This is a genomic window from Rhodococcus erythropolis R138 (assembly GCF_000696675.2).
Taxonomy (GTDB): domain Bacteria; phylum Actinomycetota; class Actinomycetes; order Mycobacteriales; family Mycobacteriaceae; genus Rhodococcus_F; species Rhodococcus_F erythropolis.
In genome coordinates, this window is record NZ_CP007255.1 from 3,556,674 (window position 1) to 3,580,455 (window position 23,782).

General features: G+C 62.8%; 23 protein-coding genes. 15 read left to right on the plus strand and 8 right to left on the minus strand.

The genetic code is table 11. The features are described from left to right. Positions 1-4 precede the first annotated feature (4 nt). Both H351_RS16335 and H351_RS16340 read left to right on the plus strand, forming a co-directional pair. On the plus strand, positions 5-880 hold the full coding sequence (locus H351_RS16335; RefSeq protein ID WP_029255465.1) for an SCO6745 family protein: 876 nt from the start codon (positions 5-7) through the stop codon (positions 878-880). Between the two features lie 192 nt (positions 881-1,072). Beyond that, positions 1,073-1,525: a universal stress protein gene (locus H351_RS16340; protein WP_019748627.1), complete on the plus strand. Its 453-nt coding sequence runs from the start codon at positions 1,073-1,075 to the stop codon at positions 1,523-1,525. A 1-nt stretch (position 1,526) separates the two neighbouring features. Here H351_RS16340 and H351_RS16345 read toward each other — a convergent pair whose 3' ends face one another. The 3 genes from H351_RS16345 to H351_RS16355 form a co-directional block, all read right to left on the minus strand. Further along, positions 1,527-1,988 carry a DUF732 domain-containing protein gene (locus tag H351_RS16345; RefSeq protein ID WP_029255464.1) on the minus strand — a complete coding sequence of 154 codons (462 nt, stop codon included), beginning with the start codon at positions 1,986-1,988 and terminating at the stop codon, positions 1,527-1,529. A gap of 83 nt (positions 1,989-2,071) precedes the next feature. Further along, complete coding sequence (locus H351_RS16350; protein WP_029255463.1) at positions 2,072-4,354, minus strand: HelD family protein; 2,283 nt, start codon at positions 4,352-4,354, stop codon at positions 2,072-2,074. A gap of 132 nt (positions 4,355-4,486) precedes the next feature. Further along, positions 4,487-5,419, minus strand: coding sequence for a DoxX family protein (locus H351_RS16355; protein WP_029255462.1), 933 nt, complete (start codon positions 5,417-5,419; stop codon positions 4,487-4,489). Positions 5,420-5,664: 245 nt separating this feature from the next. On the opposite strand from H351_RS16355, the gene H351_RS16360 reads away from it, so the two are divergent. Then, positions 5,665-6,234 (plus strand): DUF2716 domain-containing protein, encoded by a 570-nt coding sequence (locus tag H351_RS16360; RefSeq protein ID WP_241896145.1) that lies wholly within the window; start codon positions 5,665-5,667, stop codon positions 6,232-6,234. Positions 6,235-6,262: 28 nt separating this feature from the next. Here H351_RS16360 and H351_RS16365 read toward each other — a convergent pair whose 3' ends face one another. Beyond that, entirely contained in the window at positions 6,263-6,949 is a 687-nt protein-coding gene (locus H351_RS16365; protein ID WP_020969731.1) for an MBL fold metallo-hydrolase, read from the minus strand. A gap of 174 nt (positions 6,950-7,123) precedes the next feature. Here H351_RS16365 and uvrA point away from each other — a divergent pair, with 174 nt between their 5' ends. Beyond that, positions 7,124-10,084, plus strand: a complete 2,961-nt coding sequence (uvrA, locus tag H351_RS16370; protein ID WP_024487477.1) for an excinuclease ABC subunit UvrA — start codon at positions 7,124-7,126, stop codon at positions 10,082-10,084. Positions 10,085-10,156: 72 nt separating this feature from the next. On the opposite strand, the gene H351_RS16375 is transcribed toward uvrA, so the two are convergent. After that, on the minus strand, positions 10,157-10,867 hold the full coding sequence (locus tag H351_RS16375) for an alpha/beta fold hydrolase (RefSeq protein ID WP_029255460.1): 711 nt from the start codon (positions 10,865-10,867) through the stop codon (positions 10,157-10,159). An 80-nt stretch (positions 10,868-10,947) separates the two neighbouring features. On the opposite strand from H351_RS16375, the gene H351_RS16380 reads away from it, so the two are divergent. Next, the gene (locus tag H351_RS16380) at positions 10,948-11,658 is read left to right on the plus strand and encodes a helix-turn-helix transcriptional regulator (RefSeq protein ID WP_029255459.1); all 711 of its coding nucleotides are present in this window, start codon (positions 10,948-10,950) and stop codon (positions 11,656-11,658) included. Between the two features lie 5 nt (positions 11,659-11,663). Here H351_RS16380 and H351_RS16385 read toward each other — a convergent pair whose 3' ends face one another. Together H351_RS16385 and H351_RS16390 are read right to left on the minus strand one after the other, a co-directional pair. Continuing rightward, positions 11,664-12,080 carry a DUF1801 domain-containing protein gene (locus tag H351_RS16385; protein WP_029255458.1) on the minus strand — a complete coding sequence of 139 codons (417 nt, stop codon included), beginning with the start codon at positions 12,078-12,080 and terminating at the stop codon, positions 11,664-11,666. A gap of 1 nt (position 12,081) precedes the next feature. Then, a complete protein-coding gene (locus H351_RS16390; protein WP_020907885.1) occupies positions 12,082-12,450 on the minus strand; it encodes a DUF1844 domain-containing protein in 369 nt (122 codons plus the stop codon). Between the two features lie 370 nt (positions 12,451-12,820). Between H351_RS16390 and infC the strand changes: the two genes are divergently transcribed. The 6 genes from infC (at position 12,821) to pheT (ending at position 18,846) form a co-directional block, all read left to right on the plus strand. Then, positions 12,821-13,513, plus strand: a complete 693-nt coding sequence (infC, locus tag H351_RS16395) for a translation initiation factor IF-3 (protein WP_003944008.1) — start codon at positions 12,821-12,823, stop codon at positions 13,511-13,513. Between the two features lie 43 nt (positions 13,514-13,556). Continuing rightward, a complete protein-coding gene (rpmI, locus tag H351_RS16400) occupies positions 13,557-13,751 on the plus strand; it encodes a 50S ribosomal protein L35 (RefSeq protein WP_003944043.1) in 195 nt (64 codons plus the stop codon). 63 nt (positions 13,752-13,814) lie between these two features. After that, positions 13,815-14,204: a 50S ribosomal protein L20 gene (gene rplT / locus H351_RS16405; RefSeq protein WP_019748616.1), complete on the plus strand. Its 390-nt coding sequence runs from the start codon at positions 13,815-13,817 to the stop codon at positions 14,202-14,204. A 23-nt stretch (positions 14,205-14,227) separates the two neighbouring features. Beyond that, positions 14,228-15,058, plus strand: a complete 831-nt coding sequence (locus H351_RS16410; RefSeq protein WP_007736261.1) for a TrmH family RNA methyltransferase — start codon at positions 14,228-14,230, stop codon at positions 15,056-15,058. Positions 15,059-15,228: 170 nt separating this feature from the next. Further along, positions 15,229-16,299: a phenylalanine--tRNA ligase subunit alpha gene (pheS, locus tag H351_RS16415; RefSeq protein WP_003944109.1), complete on the plus strand. Its 1,071-nt coding sequence runs from the start codon at positions 15,229-15,231 to the stop codon at positions 16,297-16,299. A gap of 60 nt (positions 16,300-16,359) precedes the next feature. Continuing rightward, a complete protein-coding gene (pheT, locus tag H351_RS16420) occupies positions 16,360-18,846 on the plus strand; it encodes a phenylalanine--tRNA ligase subunit beta (protein ID WP_029255457.1) in 2,487 nt (828 codons plus the stop codon). A gap of 58 nt (positions 18,847-18,904) precedes the next feature. On the opposite strand, the gene H351_RS16425 is transcribed toward pheT, so the two are convergent. Then, on the minus strand, positions 18,905-19,969 hold the full coding sequence (locus tag H351_RS16425; protein ID WP_029255456.1) for an Lrp/AsnC family transcriptional regulator: 1,065 nt from the start codon (positions 19,967-19,969) through the stop codon (positions 18,905-18,907). Positions 19,970-20,025: 56 nt separating this feature from the next. On the opposite strand from H351_RS16425, the gene H351_RS16430 reads away from it, so the two are divergent. The 4 genes from H351_RS16430 (at position 20,026) to H351_RS16445 (ending at position 23,766) form a co-directional block, all read left to right on the plus strand. Continuing rightward, positions 20,026-21,345 carry a flavin-containing monooxygenase gene (locus H351_RS16430; protein ID WP_029255455.1) on the plus strand — a complete coding sequence of 440 codons (1,320 nt, stop codon included), beginning with the start codon at positions 20,026-20,028 and terminating at the stop codon, positions 21,343-21,345. Then, positions 21,345-22,256, plus strand: a complete 912-nt coding sequence (locus H351_RS16435) for a bile acid:sodium symporter family protein (RefSeq protein ID WP_029255454.1) — start codon at positions 21,345-21,347, stop codon at positions 22,254-22,256. Before H351_RS16430 ends, H351_RS16435 begins: the two co-directional genes overlap by 1 nt. Then, on the plus strand, positions 22,253-23,188 hold the full coding sequence (locus H351_RS16440; RefSeq protein WP_029255453.1) for an SDR family oxidoreductase: 936 nt from the start codon (positions 22,253-22,255) through the stop codon (positions 23,186-23,188). The genes H351_RS16435 and H351_RS16440 overlap by 4 nt, the downstream gene beginning before the upstream one ends. 116 nt (positions 23,189-23,304) lie before the next feature. Further along, positions 23,305-23,766 (plus strand): hypothetical protein, encoded by a 462-nt coding sequence (locus H351_RS16445; RefSeq protein ID WP_021344370.1) that lies wholly within the window; start codon positions 23,305-23,307, stop codon positions 23,764-23,766. Positions 23,767-23,782: the final 16 nt, after the last annotated feature.

A 23,782-nucleotide genomic window follows, 5' to 3' on the forward strand; every position in this document is an offset into this window, starting at 1 on the left:
AGGTATGGATGCACAGACTGCAGGCAAGACCGCGCGGACTCTCGAACTTCTCCACTCGTTGGCGTACTTCGTCCCGGAGACGGAGAAGGAGCTTGTCGGCGTCGGGTTGGAGCCCGGCCGAATGGTGTACTTCGCGGGGCGATCAGCACCGCTCGGCGCTCCACCCGCGACTGTCGTCACGGCCATCTTCTTCAACTTCAATCCCGAACTGATCGCCAGCGTCATCCCACGTGCCTGGGAATTGGCAAGGCCCACAGAGGTTGTCGCCGCGCGGTATCGGGCAATCGACGCGGCGTACGTCCGCCTGTTCGGTGCGGACATGACAGGATCGGCAGACATGGCCGAGGCCGCCGAACTCGTGTCGATCGCGGCTCAGAACATCCCCGGAGTGGACGGCCGCCCCCTGTACGCGGGTTGGGCGTCGCTCGACTGGCCGACCGAACCGCACCTGCGTTTCTGGCACGCGCTGACACTGCTGCGTGAGTATCGCGGCGACGGCCACATTGCGGCTCTTCAGACCGCGGGATTGAACGGCCTGGACGCGTTGATCACGCACACCGCGACGGGAATCGGGTTTCAGCGCAAGTTCGCGCAGACTCGCCGCGGATGGTCGCAGGAACAGTGGGACGAGGCCGTCGAGAGTTTGAAGGACCGCGAACTGCTGGATCGTTCGTCCGGTGCACTGACCGAGGACGGGCAGGAACTGCGTGACGTCGTCGAAGACCTGACAGACGACCTCGCTTTGGCTCCGTGGGATGCGCTGGGTGAGGAGGGTGCCAAGCGGTTGCTGGAATTGGCGACGCCGTGGCGTACCGCCCTGGTCGAGCAGGAAGTTTTTCCGGCGGCGCTGTTCGGGCCCCGCTTCGGCAAACTTCGCTGAGTGGTCACCGCCGCACAAATGTGTCTGTGACGAAGAATCACATTCATTGTGGGCTTGTGGCGTGTACTGCAAATAACACTATCCGCGGCACAATCCCGCTAATGTCAGCGCAGCGGTTGTCGAGCGGGCGCAACAGCGTTGCGCTCGGTGCCGGCCGTACCGTCCGTCCGTCCCGTAACCATGGAGGAATGAATGAGTGCCTACCGGACCGTTGTCGTAGGAACCGATGGCTCCGAGTCGTCACTGAAGGCAGTCGACAGAGCTGCCGCCATTGCCAGTGGCTCGGACGCTCAGCTCGTCATCGCATGTGCGTACTACCCGGCTGATCCCAAGGACGTGAGCGCTGCCGCTGATGCGTTGGGTAACGAGGCCTACCAGGTCACCGGTTCCGCTCCGACCTACGAGATCCTTCGCACCGCTCGTGAGCGCGCACATGCCCAGGGTGCCAAGGATGTTGTCGAGCGCGCTATCGTCGGCGCTCCCGTCGAATCGCTTCTCGCTTTGCTCGACGAGGTCAAGGGCGACTTGCTGGTCGTCGGAAATCGCGGATTGAACACACTGACCGGGCGTCTGCTCGGATCGGTGCCTTCCGATGCGGCGCGCAAGGCGACATCCGATGTCCTGATCGTGCACACCGTTCGCTGACCTACCGGCAGTAGTCGGCCTCGGCCGCATCGACGAACACTTCAGCCAGCTGATCGGCGCTGGGGGGCGTTGTCGATGCGGCCGAGTCGTTTCCGGTGGTGACCATCGGTTCGCTCGCGCCGTTCAGCGATACCGTCCGCAGATTCGCGATGATCATCGCTCGATCCGTGCCGGCCGCGAGCTGCTGGCAGACACCGTCACCGAGCGCCTGCAACATGTCGTCGGAAAAGGCTGGCTTGACCCCGGTAGATGCAAGCGCCGCCCGCAGCCGTTGTGCATCGTCTACCGGTTTTTCGGTCGGTGCGGCAGCAACAGCAGCGATGTCGTCGCTGCCTGCAGCAGCCGTTGAACTCGAATCATCCTCTGAACAACCGGCTGTCACCGCCGCAAGCATCCCGACACCGATCACCACGCGAGCGATCTTGTGGAAGGGTGCGGCGGAACTTGCGGGCAGGCCAAGCACGAGGGGTCATTCCTTCAGTCGTCGACACAAATTGGGGTGACACCACGATTCGTGGTGTCACGCACGAACCTACTCCGTGAGGCTCACGAATCGAAGGCCAACTCTGCTGCCGCGACGCCGTCGAGAACCGCGGGGAGCGACTCGACGTGAATGATGCCGAGCCTCTGGGTAGCGCGGGTCAACGCGACGTAGAGGTCGTTCATTCCGCGTGGTGACTCGTCGAGAATGTCGGCAGGTTCGACGATCAACACGGTGTCGAACTCGAGTCCCTTGACGTCCTTGACCGACAGGACACTTACGGTCTCACTCGCAATGCCCGCCAGATCGGCAACGACCTCGGAACCGGCGATCACTGCGGTGATACCGGGATGCGACTCGGACTCGATGCAACGGCGCACGGTCGATTCCAATTCTTCGGTCGTGGTCTTGTGTGCCCACGGCGCGAATCCGCTGTCGCGTACCGACCGGGGCACGGATTGCTCCGGGTCGATCTCTTCGAGCACACGGTGCGCGACATCCATGATCTCCGAGGGAGTTCGGTAGTTGACGGTCAGTTCGGTGAGCTTCCAGCGCTTGGCGACGTAAGGCTCGAGAATCTTCTGCCAGGACGAGGTTCCCGCGGGATCACCGGTCTGAGCTGTATCGCCGACCAACGTCATCCAGCGATTCGGTATGCGCCGCATCAGCATTCGCCACGCCATTTCGGAGAGCTCTTGGGCTTCGTCGACGATCACGTGACCGTAGGTCCAGGTTCGGTCGCCGGCAGCGCGTTCTGCCGTGGTCTGGCGCTGGCCCTGATCGTGGCGCTGGGCGAGTTGGCTGGCGTCGATCAAGTCGTACGCCATCAAGATCTCGGGGTCCATCTCGTCTTCGAGATCCTGTGGTGCAGAGCCGGTGAGGATGTCGAGGGCGCCCTGGGCGTCGGCGATCTGCGCGCGCCATTCACGTTGTGCGCGTTCGCGTTCCGCGGCATCGTCGACTCCGAGGATCTCGGCCAGTTCATCGAGGAGGGGAGCGTCTGCCGCACTGAAACCCGGTCCGACGCTCTGCAGAAGCTCGTCGCGTTGGGCGTCGTCGAGTTGCGGCGCTGCCTTGGCCAACCTTGCCGGAGAGGTCCACAGTTCCGCGAGGATTTGCTGCGGCGACAATTCAGGCCACAGCTTTCCGATGGCGGACATGATGTCCGCGTCCTCACGCATCTCGTCGCGAATGTCGGCGATGTCGTCCCGACTGAGGAGTGAGCCGCCGTCGACGAGGTTGCCGCCGATGAGTTCGGCCATCTGCAGTGCCAACGCCTCGATGACTGCTGCCACGAAGATCGGGCGCGCCAGGTTGTGTGGGCGACGCGACGACCGAGCACGTCCGCGAGCCTTCGTGACAGTCTTGCGATCCAGCTTCAAGTCGTACGTGTCGAATCGAAGGGTGATCGGCTTCGACGGGACTTCCTGCCGATCCCGGACGGCGTTCTTGAGTACGTCGAGGATCGCGAGGGAACCCTTGATCTCACCGGCGGCGAGGGAATCCGTACGAGTCGCACGCACTCCGGGGTACAGGTCCCCGATCGTCGAGAGCAGAACTCCGGTCTCACCGAGTGAAGGAAGGACCTGGCTGATGTAGTCGAGGAACGTCGCGTTCGGCCCGATGATGAGAACACCGGCCTTGGCCAGTTGCTGGCGGTAGGTGTAGAGCAGGAACGCGGCACGGTGAAGGGCGACTGCGGTTTTGCCGGTACCCGGACCGCCCTGGACCACCAGAACGCTTTTGTGCTCGGAGCGGATGATGGCATCCTGCTCACTCTGAATGGTCTCGACGATGTCGTTCATCTGACCCGTACGCGCTGCGTTCAGCGCGTCCAGGAGTGCGCTCTCACCGGCGACGCCGCCGGCTTCGGTCACCACGCCGGCGGCTCGGGCAGCGTCGAGGTCCAGGTATTCGTCGTTGATTCCGGTGACTGTTCGGCTCCGACTGCGGATATGGCGTCGTCGCTTGACGCCCTCAGGTGCCGCGGGCGTCGCCAGATAGAACGGTCGTGCCATCGGAGCTCGCCAGTCGAGCAGTAGCGTTTCGTAGTCGTTGTCGGTGTCCAGAATTCCGAGTCGGCCGACGTAGCGTCGCTCGTCGTCGAAGTCGATGCGTCCGAAACACATTCCGTTCTCGGCTGCGTCGTACTTGGCGAGATCCTCGGTGTACATGGCATTGAAGGATTCGCGTTCACTGCGTGCTTGCGGGGTTCCGCCGGTCTCGAGGAGGACCGTGCTCAAGCGAGTTTGGGCATACTTTCGAAGATCGTCGAGACGGGAGTACAACATCGTCACGTACTGCTGCTCGAGCTCTTGCTCGTTCAGTGACGGGTCCGCGTCGGGCAAAGGATCTCCTAGGCTTGATGAGAAATTCACGCGCTGCAAAAGCGCCAAGACAGTCTAGTTCCCCCAGATGAACTGCCGCATAGATACAGGTCAGGCCACCCGAAGGTGGCCTGACCGTGTTTTTCGGTGCACTCAGTGCGTCAATTCGTCCTTCTTGGCGCGAGCCTTTTCGAGCGCCTTCTCGGCGCGCTTTCGGGCACGCTTACCCAGCACCTCGGTCTGCTCCGACGCCGTTTCTGCCCACTCGTTGCTCTTTTCGAGCGCGAGTTCGGCGAACTCGGAGCTGCGCTTGCTCGCCAGCTCTGCCAGTTCGGCGCTGCGCTCACGTGCGGTCTCGGCCAGTTCGGAGCCGCGCTTCTGCGCGACTTCGAGGATGTCCGGGCCGCGTTCTTTGGCGACCTCTCCGAATTCCGCGGCACGCTTGCTCGCGATCTCCGCGAACTCGGAGCTGCGCTCCTTGGCAAGTTCGAGCCAATCCGTGCCGTGAGCCTTTGCGGTTTCGGCAAGTTCGGAACCGCGTTCGGACGCCACCGACAGAGCGTGTTCGACGCGATCGCTCGTGTGATCGGTCTGCGATGCGACCAACGGAAGTGCCGCGGCGATAGACGTCTGAGCCTTCTTCGCGGCGCGGCGGCCACGCCAGCCGAGCGACGGCTTGCCCTCTGTGTCGACGGACGCGATCATCAGTCCGCCGAGCAGGCTGACGTTCTTGATGAAGTTGGTCCGCTGCATCGCTCGCAGTGACGGATCGGTTTCGTTCCAGAAGTCGTGACCGGCAAGCGTGGTCGGTACCAGGCTCCCCGCGAGGACCAACGACGCGAGACGCGGCGCCTTGCCGGTGGCCAGCAGGGCACCGCCGCCGATCTGGACGGCGGCGTTGATCTTGACGAGTGTTTCCGGATCAGCAGGCACCTTCTGCGTCACTGCTCCTGGCAGCGTCTCGACGGATTTGTCGATCAGCGGTGACGCTTTGGCTGCTCGCTGAGCGGGGTTGCGCAAAGCATCGATTCCCCCGGCGATGAAGATCGTGGAAAGCAGTGGACGAGCAATTCGACGTACCAGCATGTTTCAAGCCTCCCGATGTAGGTTCGTTTTCCACCCTAGCGATCTCACAAGGAATTGGTCCGGTTCGGCGATCCCGCGACGCCTGACCCGGTTGACGGATTCCTGGTCGCCGAAGCGCGCTGTACTGCGTCGATGACTTCTCCACCGATCCGGACACACCGTTCTGAAGTATCCGTTACCGCGTATCCGCATACGGCGTGTTCGAAGGTGTCACACAATGCGCACCGTTCGAGCACGATGGTGTTGTGACCACCAAGATGACTCAGAACTTCGGCTCGACCCTTCCTGCCGGCTGGGGACAGCTGTCGGATGAGGAGAACGAGAGAAACTGGGCGATCTTTCGTGTGCGCTTTGGGTTCACTCCCGGCATCGACGCACGATCTTGGCCCGCCATCGCCGAGCCCATCCCGTCCGTGGTCTTCGATTTGGGTGCGGCGCCAGCTGCGACTCCAGGGGCGTGGGCCGCTCGCGTGGATGCGATCAACGCCGAAGCGTTGCGCTGTTTTGTCACCGATTGGAACGACGATCCCAACTTTGTCGTTCTGGATTGGCAGCATCCGGGCTACACCTTCGACGCGGAGGCGCATGCTGCCGCGAAAGAGTTGGCGGAGTGGCGTGTCCCGATCTATCCGAACGGCGACTACTACATATTCAGTCGTGACGACTTCACGGAAGGGACCTTCGGCCATCCGTGGGAACGCACGCTGTGTGTGTTCGGGGAACGGATGGTCGAAGGACTCGGCCGGACTCTGTCGACCTGGCTTCCGCGACTTCGCGTCGACGGTGAACAGGTCGATAGTCAGGAAGTCGGTTAGCGGGGTCCAGTACGGAACAGGTGAAACGTCACCAACCGCGCTCGCGCCATTCCGCCAGGTGCGGGCGCTCGGTACCCAGCGTCGTGTCCTTGCCGTGCCCGGGGTAGACGACAGTCGCGTCGTCGTACCTTCCGAACAGCTTGTTTTCCACATCGTCGAGCAGGGAAGTGAACTTCTCGGGGTCGGCGGTCTTGCCTACGCCGCCGGGGAAGAGTGAGTCGCCGGTGAAGAGGTGAACCTGCCCGTTCGGTTCGGTCAGAGCCAACGCAATGGAACCGGGCGTGTGGCCGGACAGGTGGATGACGTCGAGGCTCAGATTGCCTACTGTCACCTTGTCGCCGTCTTCGAGGAGTACGTCCGGGGTGACGGGAAGGACCTCCGCGTCGAGAGGGTGAGCGGCGGTCGGCACCTTGGTGGCAGCGTGGACGTCCTGCAAAGCCAACCAGTGATCGCCGTGTTGATGGGTGGTGACGATGGAATCGAAAACAGGTGCTTCCTGTTCGATGAGCGCAATGATCTTCTCGGCCTCGTTGGCCGCATCGATCAGGAGAGATTTCCCGGTCGCGGAACAGACGACGAGGTAAGTGTTGTTGTCCATGGGGCCGACCGACATCTTCGTGATGACGGCACCGTCGACTGTGCGCCGCTGAGGGGCAGAATCGGGGGAGACCTGACCGGTGTAGGAGTCGTCGATCACGATGGGCTGATTCGTCATGAAACGCAGGCTACCTTCGAATAGGGGCAGGTAGAGCGATGGGCTCGCCTGGTGAGAAAAACGTGTCGGTGGCTCGGCTTACGATGACGATCGCTCGAGGACTCGCGTTTGCGAGGCCACTCGAGACTTCTCCGGGGGGACGGCCCCGGACGATTGACAATGAAGGGAATTGGTGTGGCGGATCGCCTGATCGTGCGGGGTGCGCGTGAGCACAATCTGCGAGGAGTCGATCTCGACCTCCCGCGAGACAGCCTGATCGTCTTCACCGGGTTGTCCGGCTCCGGCAAGTCCAGCCTCGCGTTCGACACGATCTTTGCCGAAGGTCAGCGTCGCTACGTCGAGTCACTCTCGGCATACGCGCGTCAGTTCCTCGGTCAGATGGACAAGCCCGATGTCGATTTCATCGAGGGATTGTCGCCGGCGGTGTCCATCGACCAGAAGTCGACCAACCGCAACCCCCGTTCGACGGTGGGCACGATCACCGAGGTCTACGACTACCTCCGGCTCCTTTATGCCCGCGCAGGTTCGGCGCACTGCCCGGTGTGTGGTGAGAAGATCGCACGTCAGACGCCTCAGCAGATCGTCGACCAGGTGCTCGAGATGGAGGAGGGCATCAAGTTCCAGGTCCTCGCACCAGTGGTCCGTACTCGTAAGGGCGAGTTCGTCGATCTCTTCGATCAGCTCAACACCCAGGGCTACTCGCGCGTGCGCGTCGACGGAGTCGTCCATTCGCTGGCCGATCCGCCGAAGCTCAAGAAGCAGGAAAAGCACGACATCGAAGTAGTGGTCGACCGATTGCAGGTCAAGGCGAGCTCGAAGCAGCGCCTGACCGACTCGGTCGAGACCGCACTTCGATTGGCCGAAGGCATCGTGGTCCTCGACTTCGTCGACCGTGAAGAAAATGCACCTGATCGTGAGCGTCGTTTCTCCGAGAAGCTGGCCTGCCCGAATGGCCACGCACTCGCGATCGACGATCTCGAACCGCGCTCGTTCTCCTTCAACTCGCCCTACGGCGCCTGCCCGGAATGCACCGGCCTCGGTATCCGCAAGGAGGTCGACCCGGATCTGGTGGTTCCCGATCCTGACCTGAGTCTCGAAGACGGTGCAATCGCGCCGTGGTCGATGGGCCAGAGTTCCGAGTACTTCGGACGCCTGCTGTCCGGCCTCGGCGACATCCTCGGATTCGACATGAAGACGCCGTGGAACAAGTTGCCGGCGAAGGCCCGCAAAGCGATCCTCGAAGGCAGTGAGGAGCAGGTGCACGTCCGGTACAAGAATCGGTACGGCCGTACCCGTTCTTACTACGCGGAGTTCGAAGGTGTGATGCCCTTCCTGCATCGCCGCCTCGAGCAGACCGAATCCGATCAGATGAAGGAACGCTACGACGGGTACATGCGCGACACCCCGTGCCCGGCGTGTGGTGGTGCTCGCCTGCGCCCCGAAATCCTGTCGGTAACTATCGCGGCGGGAGACTTCGGCAGTAAGTCCATCGCCGAGGTCTGTGAACTGTCGATCTCCGATTGCGCGGATTTCCTGAACAGCCTCACTCTCGGCTCGCGTGAAGAAGCAATCGCGGGTCAGGTCCTCAAGGAAGTTCAGGCGCGCCTCGGCTTCCTGCTCGACGTCGGCCTGGAATACCTTTCCCTCTCGCGAGCCGCGGGCACGTTGTCCGGTGGCGAAGCCCAGCGAATTCGCTTGGCAACACAGATCGGATCCGGACTGGTCGGCGTGCTTTACGTACTCGACGAGCCGTCCATCGGCCTGCACCAGCGTGACAACCGGCGACTGATCGAAACCCTGACGCGCCTGCGCGACCTCGGCAACACGCTGATCGTCGTCGAACACGACGAAGACACGATCCGTACATCCGACTGGGTGGTCGACATCGGACCGTACGCCGGCGAGCACGGCGGCAAGGTCGTCCACAGCGGACCGTACGAAGAACTGCTGACGTGTGAAGAGTCTTTGACCGGGGCCTACCTGTCGGGTCGCAGCTTCATCGAGGTTCCGGCCATTCGTCGGCCGGTGGATCGCAAACGCCAGGTCACGGTCGTCGGAGCTCGCGAGCACAATCTCGACGGCATCGACGTGAGTTTCCCGCTGGGTGTTCTCACCGCTGTCACCGGTGTCTCCGGTTCGGGCAAGTCGACGTTGGTCAACGACATTCTCGCGACCGTCATGGCGAACAAGCTCAACGGTGCACGCCAGGTGCCTGGCCGTCACACACGAATCAACGGTCTCGATCAGCTGGACAAGCTCGTGCAGGTCGATCAGTCTCCGATCGGCCGGACTCCGCGATCGAATGCGGCGACGTACACCGGTGTGTTCGACAAGATCCGAACCCTGTTCGCGGCCACCACGGAAGCGAAAGTCCGCGGTTACCAGCCCGGCCGATTCTCGTTCAATGTCAAGGGTGGACGCTGCGAGGCGTGCTCCGGCGACGGAACCTTGAAGATCGAGATGAACTTCCTGCCGGACGTGTACGTGCCCTGCGAGGTATGCCACGGCGCTCGGTACAACCGCGAAACGCTCGAGGTCCACTACAAGGGCAAGTCGATCGCCGAGGTACTCGACATGCCCATCGAGGAAGCCGCCGAGTTCTTCCAGCCGGTGACCTCTATTCACCGGTACCTCAAGACGCTGGTCGACGTCGGACTGGGCTATGTCCGACTGGGTCAGCCGGCTCCGACCCTGTCCGGTGGTGAGGCGCAGCGCGTCAAGCTGGCCGCCGAGTTGCAGAAGCGGTCCACCGGTCGCACGGTGTACATCCTCGACGAGCCCACCACGGGTCTGCATTTCGAGGACATCCGCAAGCTCCTGATCGTGATCAACGGTCTGGTCGACAAGGGCAACAGCGTGATCGTGATCGAGCACAACCTCGACGTGATCAAGACGTCGGACTGGGTCGTCGATATGGGGCCCGAAGGTGGATCCGGCGGCGGAACCGTTGTGGCGCAAGGTACCCCGGAGGACGTTGCCGCGGTCCCCGAGAGCTACACGGGCAAGTTCCTCAGTGAGGTTCTCACCGCACAGCACGCGCCCGTCAAGGCCAAGCCGATCACCAAGAAGCGTGCAACGAAGGCAGTTGCCGCAAAGAAGGCGGCGCCACGGAAGAAAGCTGCTTCCGTGAGCTAGTAGAAGGTGAGCAAGTAGAAGTCGGTCAGTGATGCCGGGTCGGAATCCGATCCGGCATCACTGCTTTGTCGATCAGGAAGCGGCGGCCTCGAGGATCACCTGGGCGACGTCTTCGGGGCGCGACCACATCGGCCAATGGCCGGTCGGGAGGTCGACGTACGTCACGGGGAGTTTCGCCAGTTCTGCGGCCATCGGATGACCTCCGTCGGCCATCTGGGCAATCACCGCGGACGGGAACGTGCTGCAAACGACGGTTGACGGCACCTGGTAGCGCTTTTCGTTCGTCAGGACAATCGGCTCACGCGCCGGCCCGGCCGGTTCGGGGACGGCGTTGGCGCGAAACGCCTCGAGAGCCTTCTCGTCGAGTCCTTCGAGGCTGCTGCCGTCTGCTTCAAGTTCTGCCCACGTCGGCAGCGGTATCTCGACGACGTCAGCGGCCAGATCCGGTCGCAGCGCCGCGCCGTCGGGCATGGGACCTGAATCGACGTAGACGATCCGCGCGACCCGATCCGGGATGCGATCGGTTACCGCGTATCCCACCGGGCCGGCGCCGCTGTGCACGACCAGGACCGTACGTTCGTCTGAATCCGATACAGCGTCGATGACTGCGCGGACGTGGGCGTCGAAGGTGACCGCTGATCTATCTGCATCGACGGCGTCGAGTCCGGGCAGCGTCAGGCTGGTCACGCGGGTGGTTTCGGAGCGCTCGAGGTGGGGGAGGACTGCGTCCCAAGCCCATGAGCCGAGCCAGAATCCGGGAACAAGAACGATGTGAGTTTTCATGGACTCACTGTGCAATCAGGTTGGTGACAACAGAGTGTCACCAATTATGTCACTGTTTGGTATCGAAATCTGCGACACTGGTGAACGTGAATCGAGCTGCGAGATTGCACGCTCTCGTCGAAGAGCTTCGGCGACAGGGCGATCGAGGGGCTACGTGTTCCCGATTGTCCGAGGAATTCGGTGTCACCACCCGGACGATCAAGCGGGATATCGAGACTCTGATGATGTCGGGCGCGGCGATCGAGGCGCGCTCGGGCCCCGGGGGTGGATACCGACTCGTAGGTCGCGCCACGCTACCGCCGGTCAATTTCACTGTTCCGCAAGCAGTTTCAATCGCGTTGGCCTTGACGGCGGCCGGTGACGCCCCGTTTGCGCCGGACGGACGAGCAGCTCTGGCGAAACTGCTCGACGTGATGGACGAGGAGAGTCGTCGTAAGGTCGCCGAACTCGGTGGCCGTGTGTGGATTCGCGGCGACGGCGGGGTAGTAGCGGATTCGCGCACGAACCGGCGGGCCGTCGAGCAGGGGCTCGAACAGAGTCGCGTCGTGTCGTTGCACTACGTGGATGGGGACGGTGCGGAGACGGTGCGGGCAGTTGAGCCGCACATTCTGGCGCAGGACCGTGGGCAGTGGTTTCTCATCGGCTGGTGTCGCCAGCGCGACGCGGTGCGGTGGTTTCGACTCGATCGAATGCGTCGGGCCACGCTCACGAACGATCACTTCCCACCACGGGATTCGACCCTGTTCGGCCAACCGCCCGAAGACGCTCGGCCTGTAGCCCCACGAAGGTGACCTGTTCAGTCGATCATGTTGCGGGCTGCGGCAACGGAATCCGCGATCAGTTCGGTCAGGACTGCCATGTCGACGTCGCTCAGCCGTTTGACGTACAGGCAGCCCTTGCCGATCTTGTGCTTGCCGAGGCGCGCCAGTGTGTCGGTGTAGTCGTCGAAGTTCAGCGACAAATACAACGTGAGCGCGGTGGCCCTGGGGGAGAACCCGATCAGTGGGGTGTCACCTTCGTGGCCACTCGCATACCGGTAGTGCCGTGCCCCGAAACCGATGATGCTCGAGCCCCACATGACGGCAGGCTCGCCGGTCGCGGCCGACAGCAAGGAGATCAACTCCACGCTGTCGGCACGCTTGCGGTCGTCGACGCGTGAAATGAATGCGTCGACGTCCTCGGGCATCGGTTGAGTTTTGTTGGCGGTTGCCAACTCAGTAGACCGGACCGGTGAACTTCTCGCCCGGTCCCTTTCCTGGCTCGTCCGGGTGCGAGGAGGCCTCACGGAATGCGCGCTGCAGGGCTTGAAGGCCTTCACGGATGGGTCCGGCGTGGGGGCCGAGGTATTCGACCGACGCAGTCACGAGTCCGGCAAGCGCCGTGATGACTCGACGAGCTTCGTCGAGGTCCAGATAGGGACTGGAAGACGGATCGGCGTCGGAGAGGCCGAGTTTTTCGGCAGCCGAACTCATCAGCATCACTGCGGCGCGGCTGATGACCTCGACCGCGGGAACTTCGGAGAGTTCGCGGACGTCGGGGTTCGCGCCGTCGGTGTTCTGATCTGCCTCGAAGTTCTCACTCATGGTTGTAAGGATTCCATCAGGCCGTGGTGGTGTTGAATCGGGCCTCTCGCGGCAGCACTGGGAGCGGCACCGATTTCTTTCATCTGTGGCGACCTGTTACTCTTGTTGCAACGACCGCCTCCGACTTGTTCGGGGGCAGCAAGTGGAGTCCGACTCCCACCTCTGCACGGCAGGTGAAACTGCAGTTCAGTGGTTCCGGTCACCTGTTATCGGAGATCAATTCTTCGTCAGGTTCCTCGCTCAGTCGAGGAGATAGGTTTCGGCGTGAGCTGGATCTTATGTGATCGGTCGACATCGGGCCCCGCGGATGAGCAATCATCACAGCGGGGCTTTTTTGTTGGGGTGCGGGCGGTACGGGCTGCGTGCGGTCATGAAGACCGCACCGTTCAACCTAGGAGGCCCCATCAGCACTGAGACCCGCATCAACGATCGTATCCGCGTTCCCGAGGTTCGTTTGGTCGGACCTGGCGGGGAACAGGTAGGCATCGTGCGTGTTGAAGATGCACTCCGCTTGGCCCTTGAGGCCGACCTCGACCTGGTCGAGGTAGCTCCTGATGCCCGTCCACCGGTCTGCAAGATCATGGACTACGGCAAGTTCAAGTACGAGGCTGCACAGAAGGCACGTGAGTCACGTAAGAACCAGCAGCTGACGGTCATCAAGGAGCAGAAGCTCCGACCCAAGATCGACGACCACGACTACGAGACCAAGAAGCGCAACGTCGTTCGCTTCCTCGAAGCCGGTTCCAAGGTCAAGGTCACGATCATGTTCCGCGGACGTGAGCAGTCACGCCCCGAACTCGGCTACCGCCTTCTGCAGCGTCTGGGAGCAGACGTCGCAGATCTCGGATTCGTCGAAACCTCGGCAAAGCAGGACGGCCGAAACATGACGATGGTCCTGGCACCGCACAAGGGCGCCAAGACTCGCGTCAAGGCGCAGGAGAGCGCTCAGGCGCCAGTGGCTCAGGCTGCTCCGCGTCCGGCTCCGGCCGCACCGGCTTCCAGTGAAGCAGCTCCGGAAGCACCGGCGACCGGCGATGCCGCTCCCGAGGCTCCGGCCAGCTAGTCGATTTCCCAAGATCCACCACGTAACAAGAACTGAGGACTCCATGCCCAAGATGAAGAGCCACAGCGGCGCCTCGAAGCGATTCAAGGTGTCCGGCAGCGGAAAGCTCATGCGCCAGAAGGCCGGCCGTCGCCACCTTCTCGAGCACAAGTCCAGCAGGGTTACCCGTCGTCTCGACGGTGTCGCTGTTGTCAGCCCTGACGACGCTCCGCGCATCAAGCGCATGCTCGGCATCTGAGTCGCCCCCTTACTGACCACCCGGGGCCGTACTTTCAGCCCCTAGATTGACAGGATTTTTCAAGTGGCACGCGTAAAGAGGGCGGTCAACGCCCAGAAGAAGCGTCGTTCAATTCTTGCTGCATCCAGCGGCTACCGTGGACAGCGTTCGCGTCTGTACACCAAGGCCAAGGAGCAGCAGCTCCACTCGCTCACCTACGCGTACCGCGACCGTCGTGCGCGCAAGGGCGAGTTCCGCAAGCTGTGGATCACGCGTATCAACGCTGCAGCTCGCGCAAACGACATCACGTACAACCGCCTCATCCAGGGCCTGCGTCTGGCAGAGGTCGAGGTCGACCGCAAGATCCTGGCCGAGCTCGCTGTCTCCGATGCCGAGGCCTTTGCCGGCCTGGTCGCACTCGCGAAGGCCGCTCTGCCGGCTGACGTGAACGCTCCTGCCGGAGAAGCAGCCTGATTCACGCATCACAGCAACGGCCCGTGGACCCGCTCACCGAGCGGACCCCGCGGGTCGTTTCTGCTGTCAAGCTCCTGCGCACAGCAGAACGACGCAAAGCAGGACGTTTCCTCGTCGAGGGCGAGAACTCGGTCACCGAACTGTTGAACGGTGCACTCTCGAACGGCGAGGCCCGCCCGGTACACGACCTCTTCTACACCGAGGACGCAGCCGAGCGCTATCAGCACGTCATCGATCGGGCGCTGACCGCTGGAGTTCGTGTTGCTCTTGTGACCGATCGAGCAATCAAAGCTCTGAGCGATACCGTCACGCCGCCCGGTCTCGTTGCCGTCAGCGATCTACTGGATGTACCGCTGAGCGCAGCCGTCCATCAGGAGACCCGCCTGCTCGCAGTGCCGGTCGAGGTCAACGAACCAGGTAACGCGGGCACCGTCATTCGCATCGCCGACGCAGTGGGTGCCGATGCGGCAATCCTCGCCGGTGACAGCGTCGATCCGCACAACGGCAAGGTCGTTCGTTCGTCGGCGGGCAGCCTCTTTCACCTGCCAGTCGTCCGCGATCGAGACACGGTGTCGGTGATCGAGCAGATTCGCGCAGCCGGCATTCAGATTCTCGCGACTGCAGCTGACGGCGAGGTCGATCTCGACGAGGCCGACGAGTTGCTGAGCAAGCCGACGGCTTGGCTGTTCGGGAACGAAGCTCACGGTCTCGATCCGGCGATCGCCGCGCAGGCTGATCATCGGGTCAGGATTCCGATCCATGGCCGCGCCGAAAGCTTGAACCTCGCGACAGCGGCGGCAATTTGCCTGTACGCAAGCGCGCGGGTGCAAAATCGCGCCACCGATCACGGCTGAAAACGCACGCGAAGACCTCACGGAATCCCATTTGCGGAAGCCTGAGACAATACAAGAGCAGAGACAATGCTCGAGCGAGTTCGAATGCTCGCTCGCAGTACAAGAAGTAAGCAGTACAAGAAGCACGCAGTACGAGAAGTAAACCGAGAAGCGACAGGAGCGTCACAGCCGTGGCCAAAAATGAGGGCGCGACACCGCCGGAGGTCGACGCGAGTGTACTCACCGAAGAGGCGTTGACCGCTGCGGCTGAGAACGCCGAGAAGGCGCTGGCGGACGCCGCTGACCTGGACGCGCTGGCGCACGTCAAGGTGGAGCACCTGGGGGACAAGTCCCCGATCGCCCTCGCGCGCCGGGGACTCGGCAGCCTTCCGGGCAAGGAAAAGGCGGACGCCGGTAAGCGCGTCAACATCTTCCGCACTCGGATCAACAACGCGTACGACGCTCGTCGTGAGGTTCTCCTCGCCGAGCGTGACGCTGCGGTGTTGGTTGCCGAGGCAATCGACGTCACTCTGCCTTCCGATCGCCACCCCGTCGGGGCTCGTCACCCGATCAGCCTGATTTCCGAGCAGGTCGCCGACGTATTCGTCGCGATGGGTTGGGAAGTTGCCGAGGGTCCGGAGGTGGAGACCGAGCACTTCAACTTCGACGCACTCAACTTCTTGCCGGATCACCCTGCGCGCACGATGCAGGACACCTTCCACCTGGCACCTGAGAACTCTCGCCAGGTGCTGCGTACCCACACCTCGCCGGTGCAGGTCCGCACCATGCTCTCGCGTGAGGTGCCGATCTACGTGGTGTGCCCGGGCCGCACGTTCCGCACCGATGAACTCGATGCGACCCACACGCCTGTCTTCTCGCAGGTCGAAGGCCTGGCCGTCGACAAGGGCCTGACCATGGCCAACCTGCGCGGGACTCTCGACGCGTTCGCTCGTGCCCTTTTCGGCCCCGAGACGCGTACCCGTATGCGCCCCAACTACTTCCCGTTCACGGAACCGTCGGCCGAGGTCGACGTCTGGTTCGCGAACAAGAAGGGCGGCGCCGGCTGGGTCGAGTGGGGCGGCTGCGGCATGGTCAACCCGAACGTTCTGCGCGCCAGCGGTATCGATCCCGACGAGTACTCGGGTTTCGCATTCGGCATGGGCCTCGAGCGGACCCTGCAGTTCCGCAACGGTATCCCGGACATGCGCGACATCGTCGAAGGTGACGTGCGTTTCACGCTGCCCTTCGGTGTCGCAGGCTGACCGATCCGGTCCGCGGAACCTTCACAAAGACTTATCGACAAACGAGAGAGCTGAGCAGACGTGCGAGTAGCGCAATCCTGGCTGACCGAGATCCTGCAGCGGGCAACTCCGGACTGGGAGGTGACCCCGGAAGAGCTGGACGCCGGGTTCGTCCGGGTGGGACTCGAAGTCGAGGAACTCGACACACTCGAGGCGATCGACGGCCCGTTGGTCGTCGGCAAGGTCGTCTCCATCACCGAACTGACCGAGTTCAAGAAGCCGATCCGCTTCTGCCAGGTCGAGGTCGGCGAACCCGAGCCTCGCGGCATCGTCTGTGGCGCACGCAATTTCAACGAGGGTGACCTCGTCGTCGTTGCGCTGCCCGGCGCGGTGCTGCCCGGCGGATTCGAAATCGCCACTCGCAAGACGTACGGCCAGGTGTCCGACGGCATGATCTGCTCCGTCTCGGAACTCGGTATCGGCAAAGACCATTCGGGCATCTTGGTGCTCGAGCCTGGTACCGCCGAACCCGGCGCCGACGGCAACGAGTTGCTCGGTCTCGGTGACACGATCATCGAACTGAACATCACCCCGGACCGTGGCTACTGCTTCTCGGTCCGTGGTCTCACGCGAGAGCTCGCGTGCGGCTTCGATCTCGAATACGCCGATCCCGCTTCGGTTCCCGCGCACCCGGCTGAGGGTGAAGCCTGGCCGGTGCGCCTCGAACCGGAGTCCAAGGCTTCGCGTTTCGTGATGCGGAAGATCACGGGTATCGATCCGCAGGCAGTGAGCCCGTGGTGGCTGCAGCGTCGACTTCTGCTCTCGGGTGTTCGCCCGATCTCGCCGGCCGTCGACGTCACCAACTACGTGATGCTCGAACTCGGTCAACCTCTGCACGCGTTCGATGCGACCTCGGTGCAGGGCGACCTGGTGGTCCGTCGCGCCAAGGCGGGGGAGAAGCTGACGACGCTCGACGACGTCGAACGCACGCTCGATCCCGAAGACGTTGTCATCGCTGACGATTCCGGAGTCATCTCGCTGGCTGCCGTCATGGGCGGCGCAACCACCGAGGTGGGAACGGCAACGACGGACATCCTCCTCGAAGGAGCTACTTGGGATCCGCTCGCAGTCTTCAAGACGGCGCGCCGGCACAAGCTGCCGAGTGAGGCGAGCAAGCGTTTCGAGCGCGTCGTCGATCCGGCGATTCCGCTCGCGGCCGTCGACCGCGCAGCCGCTCTGCTGGTCGAGATTGCCGGCGGACGGATCGAGCCGGTCCTGACCGACGTGGGCGATGTCGCCCCTCGCGCTGCCATTCGCATGGATATCGACCTGCCCGATCGTGTCGCCGGAGTCACGTACCCCAACGGCACCGCAGCTCGCCGCCTCACCCAGGTTGGCTGCAACGTCGAGGTCGGCGTCAGCGAAGAGGGACACGGCCAGTTGGTCGCGACGCCGCCGTCGTGGCGTCCGGACCTGGTGCAGCCTGCGGACCTCGTCGAGGAAGTTCTTCGCCTCGAAGGTCTCGAGCAGATCCCGTCGGTGCTTCCCGCCGCTCCGGCCGGACGCGGATTGACTCCGTCGCAGCGGCGTAAGCGCACGGTGTCGAAGGCCGTGGCTCACGCCGGTTACGTCGAGGTACTTCCTCCGGTCTTCCTGCCCACCAACGTCTTCGACGTCTGGGGCCTCGACGCGGATGATCCGCGCCGCAACACCAGCAAGGTCCTCAACCCGCTCGAAGCCGATCGTCCGGAGTTGGCGACCACGCTGCTCCCGGGTCTGCTGGAGATCCTGGCTCGCAACGCTTCTCGCGGTCAGCGTGATCTTTCGCTGTACGGCATCGCGCAGGTTGTCCTGCCGGGCCCCGATACCAAGCCGGTGGATGCATTGCCGGTGGATCGTCGCCCGACGGACGAGCAGATCGCGAACCTGATCGCGTCGTTGCCGGCTCAGCCCGTGCACATCGCTGCAGTGTTGAGTGGTTTGCGTGAGCCGAGCGGCCCCTGGGGTCCTGGCCGTCAGGCCGAGGCTTCGGACACTTTTGCAGCAGTGCGGGTCATTGCAGCTGCAGCAGGCGTCGAGGTGGAACTGCGTGCGGCGCAGTACCTGCCGTGGCATCCCGGCCGTTGCGCCGAGGTTGTCATTGACGGCAACGTAGTCGGTCATGCGGGCGAACTGCATCCGGCTGTTCTCGAGCGTGCGGGATTGCCTGCGCGCACTTGTGCACTGGAGATCGACCTCGACGCTTTGCCGTTGGTCGAGAACCTGCCGGCGCCGCGCATTTCGCCCTTCCCCGCAGTGCTCCAGGACGTGGCGGTTGTTGTCGATCGCGATATTCCTGCGGCGAAGGTCCAGGAAGCTCTGCGTTCCGGCGGCGGCGAACTTCTCGAAGACATTCGCCTCTTCGACGTCTTCGAGGGCGAGCAGGTCGGTGAAGGCCGCAAGTCGCTCGCGTTCGCGTTGCGATTCCGTGGTGTCGACCGGACACTGACCGAGGACGAGGCAAGCGCGGCTCGCGATGCCGCGGTCGAGGCTGCCTCCAAGGCAGTCGGTGCGCAGATGCGCGGCTGATCTACTCAACTGATCACAGAGCCCACGTCCACTCCCGGTGGTCGTGGGCTCTGTTGTGTTATCGGTTTTCCGGTGAATCGGTGCGGCTCGGCAACCACACATCCGGGGCGATAGTCGAGGTTCTGCGCCCGTCCTGATCGAGTACGTGACCGAGCAGTTTGCGCAGGTGCAGCACGATGGATCGTTCGGTGACGTAAAGCCCCGAAATCTCCTTGCGCAGACGAATTTCGAATGCATCGAGTTCTGCAGGAGAATGCAGCCACAACTGAACCACCAGATTGTCGGCGCCCACCACCGCGAAACAGTTTCGGACTTCCGGCGCTCGGCTCAGTAATCGGCCCGCAGTATCGAGAAGTTCGGGTTCGACGCGGCACCACAGTGTGGCGAGCACGGGAAGCCCGGCCAGCGGCCGGGCAAATTCACACCGCAGCGCCACCAACCCCGAAGACGTGAGCCGGTCGATCTGGCGTTTGCACGCAGCCGGACTGACACCGATCGCGTCGGCCAACTCCTTCATGGGAGTGCGCCCGTCGTAGGCGAGGATCGTGAGAACCTTGCGATCCTGTTCGGAAATGCCGGTCGACCGAGCGCGCACGGCAGTACGGTTTTCGCTGGTGGTCAGTACACCCTTCTCGGACGGTGCCAGCGCATTGAGTCTCCATCGCCCACCTTCGGTGAACCAGCGTGTGATGATCGAGGTTCGTGTCGCGAGTACGCCGTCGATCGTTGCGATCTCTTCCGAGATGAAGCGCGACATCGACGCCAAGTCCGCAGTACCGGCTGTGACGAGCAGATCGGCTCTACCTGTTGATACTTCGATGGTCACGGCGTGGGCCAAGACGGTGAGACGTGCCGCGACGGTGTCGAGAAGTTCTGGTGAGCAATCGATTTCGATGATCGCTGTGACGATGGTGCCCAGCACCTGTGGCCCCGGAGTAACCGTGACCCAGGCCAACGACGATTCGGACAGTCGATTCCAACGCCGGGCGAGAGTCGCGGCGTCGAGTTCGAGTGGGCCGGCCAACGAAAGCCACTTCGATCGCGGTGCGAGCTGCAGCGCATTGATTATCCTCAGATCGATTTCATCTATCCCGCGATCGTTGTCGGCATCGAGTGCGCTCATAACGTCATTATCCTGCACATTGCCGCAAGATTCGAACTATCTGCGACGCTCGACCCATGAGCACAGAGGCCAAGTACGCGCTGATCGGAGCGGGTCCGTCTGGATTGGCCGGCGCGCGAAACCTCGATCGAGCCGGAATAGCGTTCGACGGCTTCGAGAGCCACGACGACGTCGGTGGGCTCTGGGACATCGACAACCCGCACAGCACCGTCTACGAGTCGGCGCACCTCATTTCGTCGAAGGGCACCACCGCATTCGCGGAGTTCCCGATGGCGGATTCGGTTGCCGACTACCCGAGCCACGTCGAACTTGCCGAGTATTTCCGCGACTACGCCGATACCCACGATCTTCGCAGGCACTTTGCCTTCGGCACTACCGTCATCGACGTTTCGCCGGTCGATTCGCTGTGGAAGGTCACCACGCGTAGTCGCAGCGGTGAGACGACAGTCGCGCGGTATCGAGGCGTGATCATCGCGAACGGAACGCTGTCGAAGCCGAACATACCGACGTTCCGGGGCAACTTCACCGGCACGTTGATGCACACGAGCGAGTACCGCAGCGCCGAGATCTTCCGCGAAGGGCGGGTACTGGTCATCGGAGCGGGCAACAGTGGATGCGACATCGCCGTCGATGCCGTCCACCAGGCCGAGTGCGTCGATTTAAGCGTTCGGCGAGGCTACTACTTCGTCCCCAAGTATCTGTTCGGACGACCCTCGGACACCTTGAATCAGGGAAAGCCTTTGCCGCCGTGGATCAAACAACGCGTCGACACCTTGGTACTCAAGCAGTTCACGGGAGATCCGGTGCGGTTCGGATTTCCGGCACCGGACTACAAGATCTACGAATCGCATCCGGTCGTGAACTCGTTGATCCTGCACCACATCGGGCACGGTGACGTGCACGTGCGCGCTGACGTCGACCGGTTCGAGGGGAAGACGGTGCGGTTTGTCGACGGATCGTCTGCCGACTACGACGTCGTTCTCTGCGCCACGGGGTATCACCTCGACTATCCCTTCATCGCGCGCGAGGACCTGGACTGGTCGGGCGCTGCCCCGGACCTGTTCCTCAACGTCGCGAGTCGCCGTCACGACAATCTCTTTGTGCTCGGCATGGTCGAAGCATCCGGTCTCGGGTGGCAGGGCCGTTACGAGCAGGCCGAGTTGGTGGCCAAATTGATCACCGCACGCACCGAAGCCCCCGCCGCGGCGCGCGAATTCTCGGCAGCGGCGGCCGGCCCTCCTCCCGATCTGTCCGGGGGATACAAGTACCTGAAGCTGGGACGAATGGCCTACTACGTGAACAAGGACGCCTACCGATCGGCGATCAGACGGCACATCGGACTGCTCGATGCCGCTCTGACGAAGGGAGGTCAGTGATGCCGATCGACGACGTGGTGCTCAACTTCAACCCGGGATCGTTGATGATCCTCAACGTGGTGCTGGCCGCGATCATGCTGGGGATCGCCCTCGACACCTCGGTCGACGACTTCCGTCGTGCGCTCACCAAACCCAAGGCGATGGCGGTGGGTATCGCTGCCCAGTTCCTGCTGCTGCCGGCAGTGACTTTTCTGCTGACGCTGATTCTCTCGCCCGCTCCTTCGGTAGCGCTCGGCATGATCCTGGTGGCGTGCTGCCCGCCGGGCAATATCTCGAATGTCCTGACTCACCGGGCGGGCGGCGACGTCGCACTCTCGGTGTCCATGACGGCGGTGTCGAACGTCTTCGCGATCTTCCTCATGCCGCTCAATCTCGCGTTCTGGGGGAGCCGACGCCCGGAGACCGACGATCTGTTGCAGTCCGTGAACCTGAATGCGCTCGAGATGGTCGCGCAAATCGCCCTGATCATCGGCGTGCCGTTCGTTCTCGGCATCTGGGCGGCACAAAAGTTCCCGGAGATCGCCGCGAAAGCGCAGCCGTGGGTGAAAAACGGTTCGTTGGTGGCGTTGTTGATCTTCATCGTCGCGGGGGTGTCAGGGAATGCGTCGTACTTCGTCGACTACATCGGGGTGGTACTGCTCGCGGTCTTCCTGCACGACACGGTTGCCCTCGCACTGGGATACTTCTGCGGCGCCGTCACCGGGTTGAACGAATACAGCCGTCGCGCCGTCTCTTTCGAGGTCGGCATCCGCAATGCCGGACTGGGGCTCGGCCTGGTGTTCACGTTCTTCGACGGGCTCGGTGGCATGGCCGTCGTGGCCGGCTGGTGGGGGATCTGGGACATCATCGCCGGGCTGGCTCTGGCGACGATCTGGTCCAAGCGACGCGCCCGAAAGGCGGTACCGGCATGACCGTCGCACTCGTCACGGGCGGGAACGGGTTCCTGGGTACCGCTGTCATCGACGCACTGATCGCGCAGGGCATCACCGTCGTCTGTGTCGACCTCACCGTCAAGGACACGCCGGACGATCGCATCCGCCGCGTTAGGGCGGACGTCTGCGACCCCACAGAATTGGGGCGGGTGTTCGGTCAGTACCGACCGAACGTCGTGATCCACCTTGCGTCCATCGTGAATCCCGGCAAGAACACGACTGCAGAGCAGGAGTACCACGTCGACGTCGACGGGACACGAAACGTGCTCGCGGCCTGCGTCGAACACGGGGTTGGACGGATCGTCGTGTCTTCGTCCGGAGCGGCGTACGGCTACCACTCCGACAACCCACCGTGGATCACCGAGGACGTACCTGTCCGAGGCAACGACGAATTCACTTACAGTCGCCACAAACGCATGGTCGAAGAGATGCTCGCCGAATATCGCGTCGAACACCCGGAGTTGGAACAAGTTGTCTTCCGGATCGGCACGATCTTGGGTGAGAGCGTCGACAATCAGATCACCGCGTTGTTCGATCGCCGCAAGCTGCTCAAGGTTGCCGGGAGCGACAGCCCCTTCGTGTTTGTCTGGCACACCGATGTCGCGGGCGCTTTTGCGGAGGCCGTGACCGGAAACCAAGTGGGCATCTTCAACGTCGCGGGCGACGGCTCGTTGACCGTCGACGAGTTGGCTTCCCGGATGGGCAAGCGCACGGTGACGCTTCCTGCATGGCTGTTGCGAGGCGTTCTACGCGTCGGACGGCGATTGGGCGTAACGGAACACGGTCCGGAGCGCGTCGGATTTCTCCAGTACCGACCCGTTCTCGACAATCGGCGGCTCAAGGAACAGTTCGGGTACGTCCCCGAATATTCGAGCGAGGACGCGTTTGCCGCTTACCTCGCCTCACGCTGACCCCTTCGGCAGACAGTCGTGGAAGGATCGGAGTTGTCCGTCGGCATTTCGAGAAGGGACTGACAGTGTCACGAAATGATGGGCCCGAACATGATGGGTCCGAGCACGATGGTTCCGTGCACCAGGTGGTCGAGGCCGCCAGTGCACTCGACGACAAGGACTTCCTCGCGGTCGTTCGCGCAGTGGTCGAGCGTCGTCCGAGCTTGTCGGTCCTTCTTTCCGTGGTGGACACCGCTGCCGCGAGCCTCGAGCCGCACCGTGTAGAGGACGACAACACGATCACCGACGCCGAAGAAGTCGAACTGCCCGACACCGTTGTGGAGGTCGACGAGATCATCGACGTCCCGGTGGTACTTGCGACCGACCCGAGAATTCCCGAACCCGACTACACCGAAGGGGGAGTCCCCACTTTCGACCGTGTTCGGGAGAAGATAGAGGGGCGCTTCGGTACTTCCATAGGTTCGGCCGAATTGGCACACGAGAGTCCTGCCGGAAAGTCCGTCGACGAGCAGTGGGACGAGCGCCAGAAGGCCGCAAAAGCCAAGCTCGAGGAGATCCGGCGATCCATGGGTAAGTAATTATGCATTCCGATGC

Bases quoted from the DNA above. Each gene is read 5' to 3' on its own strand.
- H351_RS16335 (WP_029255465.1), top strand. From the start codon at position 5: ATGGATGCACAGACTGCAGGCAAGACCGCGCGGACTCTCGAACTTCTC.
- H351_RS16340 (WP_019748627.1), top strand. From the start codon at position 1,073: ATGAGTGCCTACCGGACCGTTGTCGTAGGAACCGATGGCTCCGAGTCG.
- H351_RS16355 (WP_029255462.1), bottom strand. From the start codon at position 5,419: ATGCTGGTACGTCGAATTGCTCGTCCACTGCTTTCCACGATCTTCATC.
- H351_RS16365 (WP_020969731.1), bottom strand. From the start codon at position 6,949: ATGACGAATCAGCCCATCGTGATCGACGACTCCTACACCGGTCAGGTC.
- H351_RS16375 (WP_029255460.1), bottom strand. From the start codon at position 10,867: ATGAAAACTCACATCGTTCTTGTTCCCGGATTCTGGCTCGGCTCATGG.
- H351_RS16390 (WP_020907885.1), bottom strand. From the start codon at position 12,450: ATGAGTGAGAACTTCGAGGCAGATCAGAACACCGACGGCGCGAACCCC.
- infC (WP_003944008.1), top strand. From the start codon at position 12,821: ATGAAGACCGCACCGTTCAACCTAGGAGGCCCCATCAGCACTGAGACC.
- rpmI (WP_003944043.1), top strand. From the start codon at position 13,557: ATGCCCAAGATGAAGAGCCACAGCGGCGCCTCGAAGCGATTCAAGGTG.
- H351_RS16425 (WP_029255456.1), bottom strand. From the start codon at position 19,969: ATGAGCGCACTCGATGCCGACAACGATCGCGGGATAGATGAAATCGAT.
- H351_RS16430 (WP_029255455.1), top strand. From the start codon at position 20,026: ATGAGCACAGAGGCCAAGTACGCGCTGATCGGAGCGGGTCCGTCTGGA.
- H351_RS16435 (WP_029255454.1), top strand. From the start codon at position 21,345: ATGCCGATCGACGACGTGGTGCTCAACTTCAACCCGGGATCGTTGATG.
- H351_RS16440 (WP_029255453.1), top strand. From the start codon at position 22,253: ATGACCGTCGCACTCGTCACGGGCGGGAACGGGTTCCTGGGTACCGCT.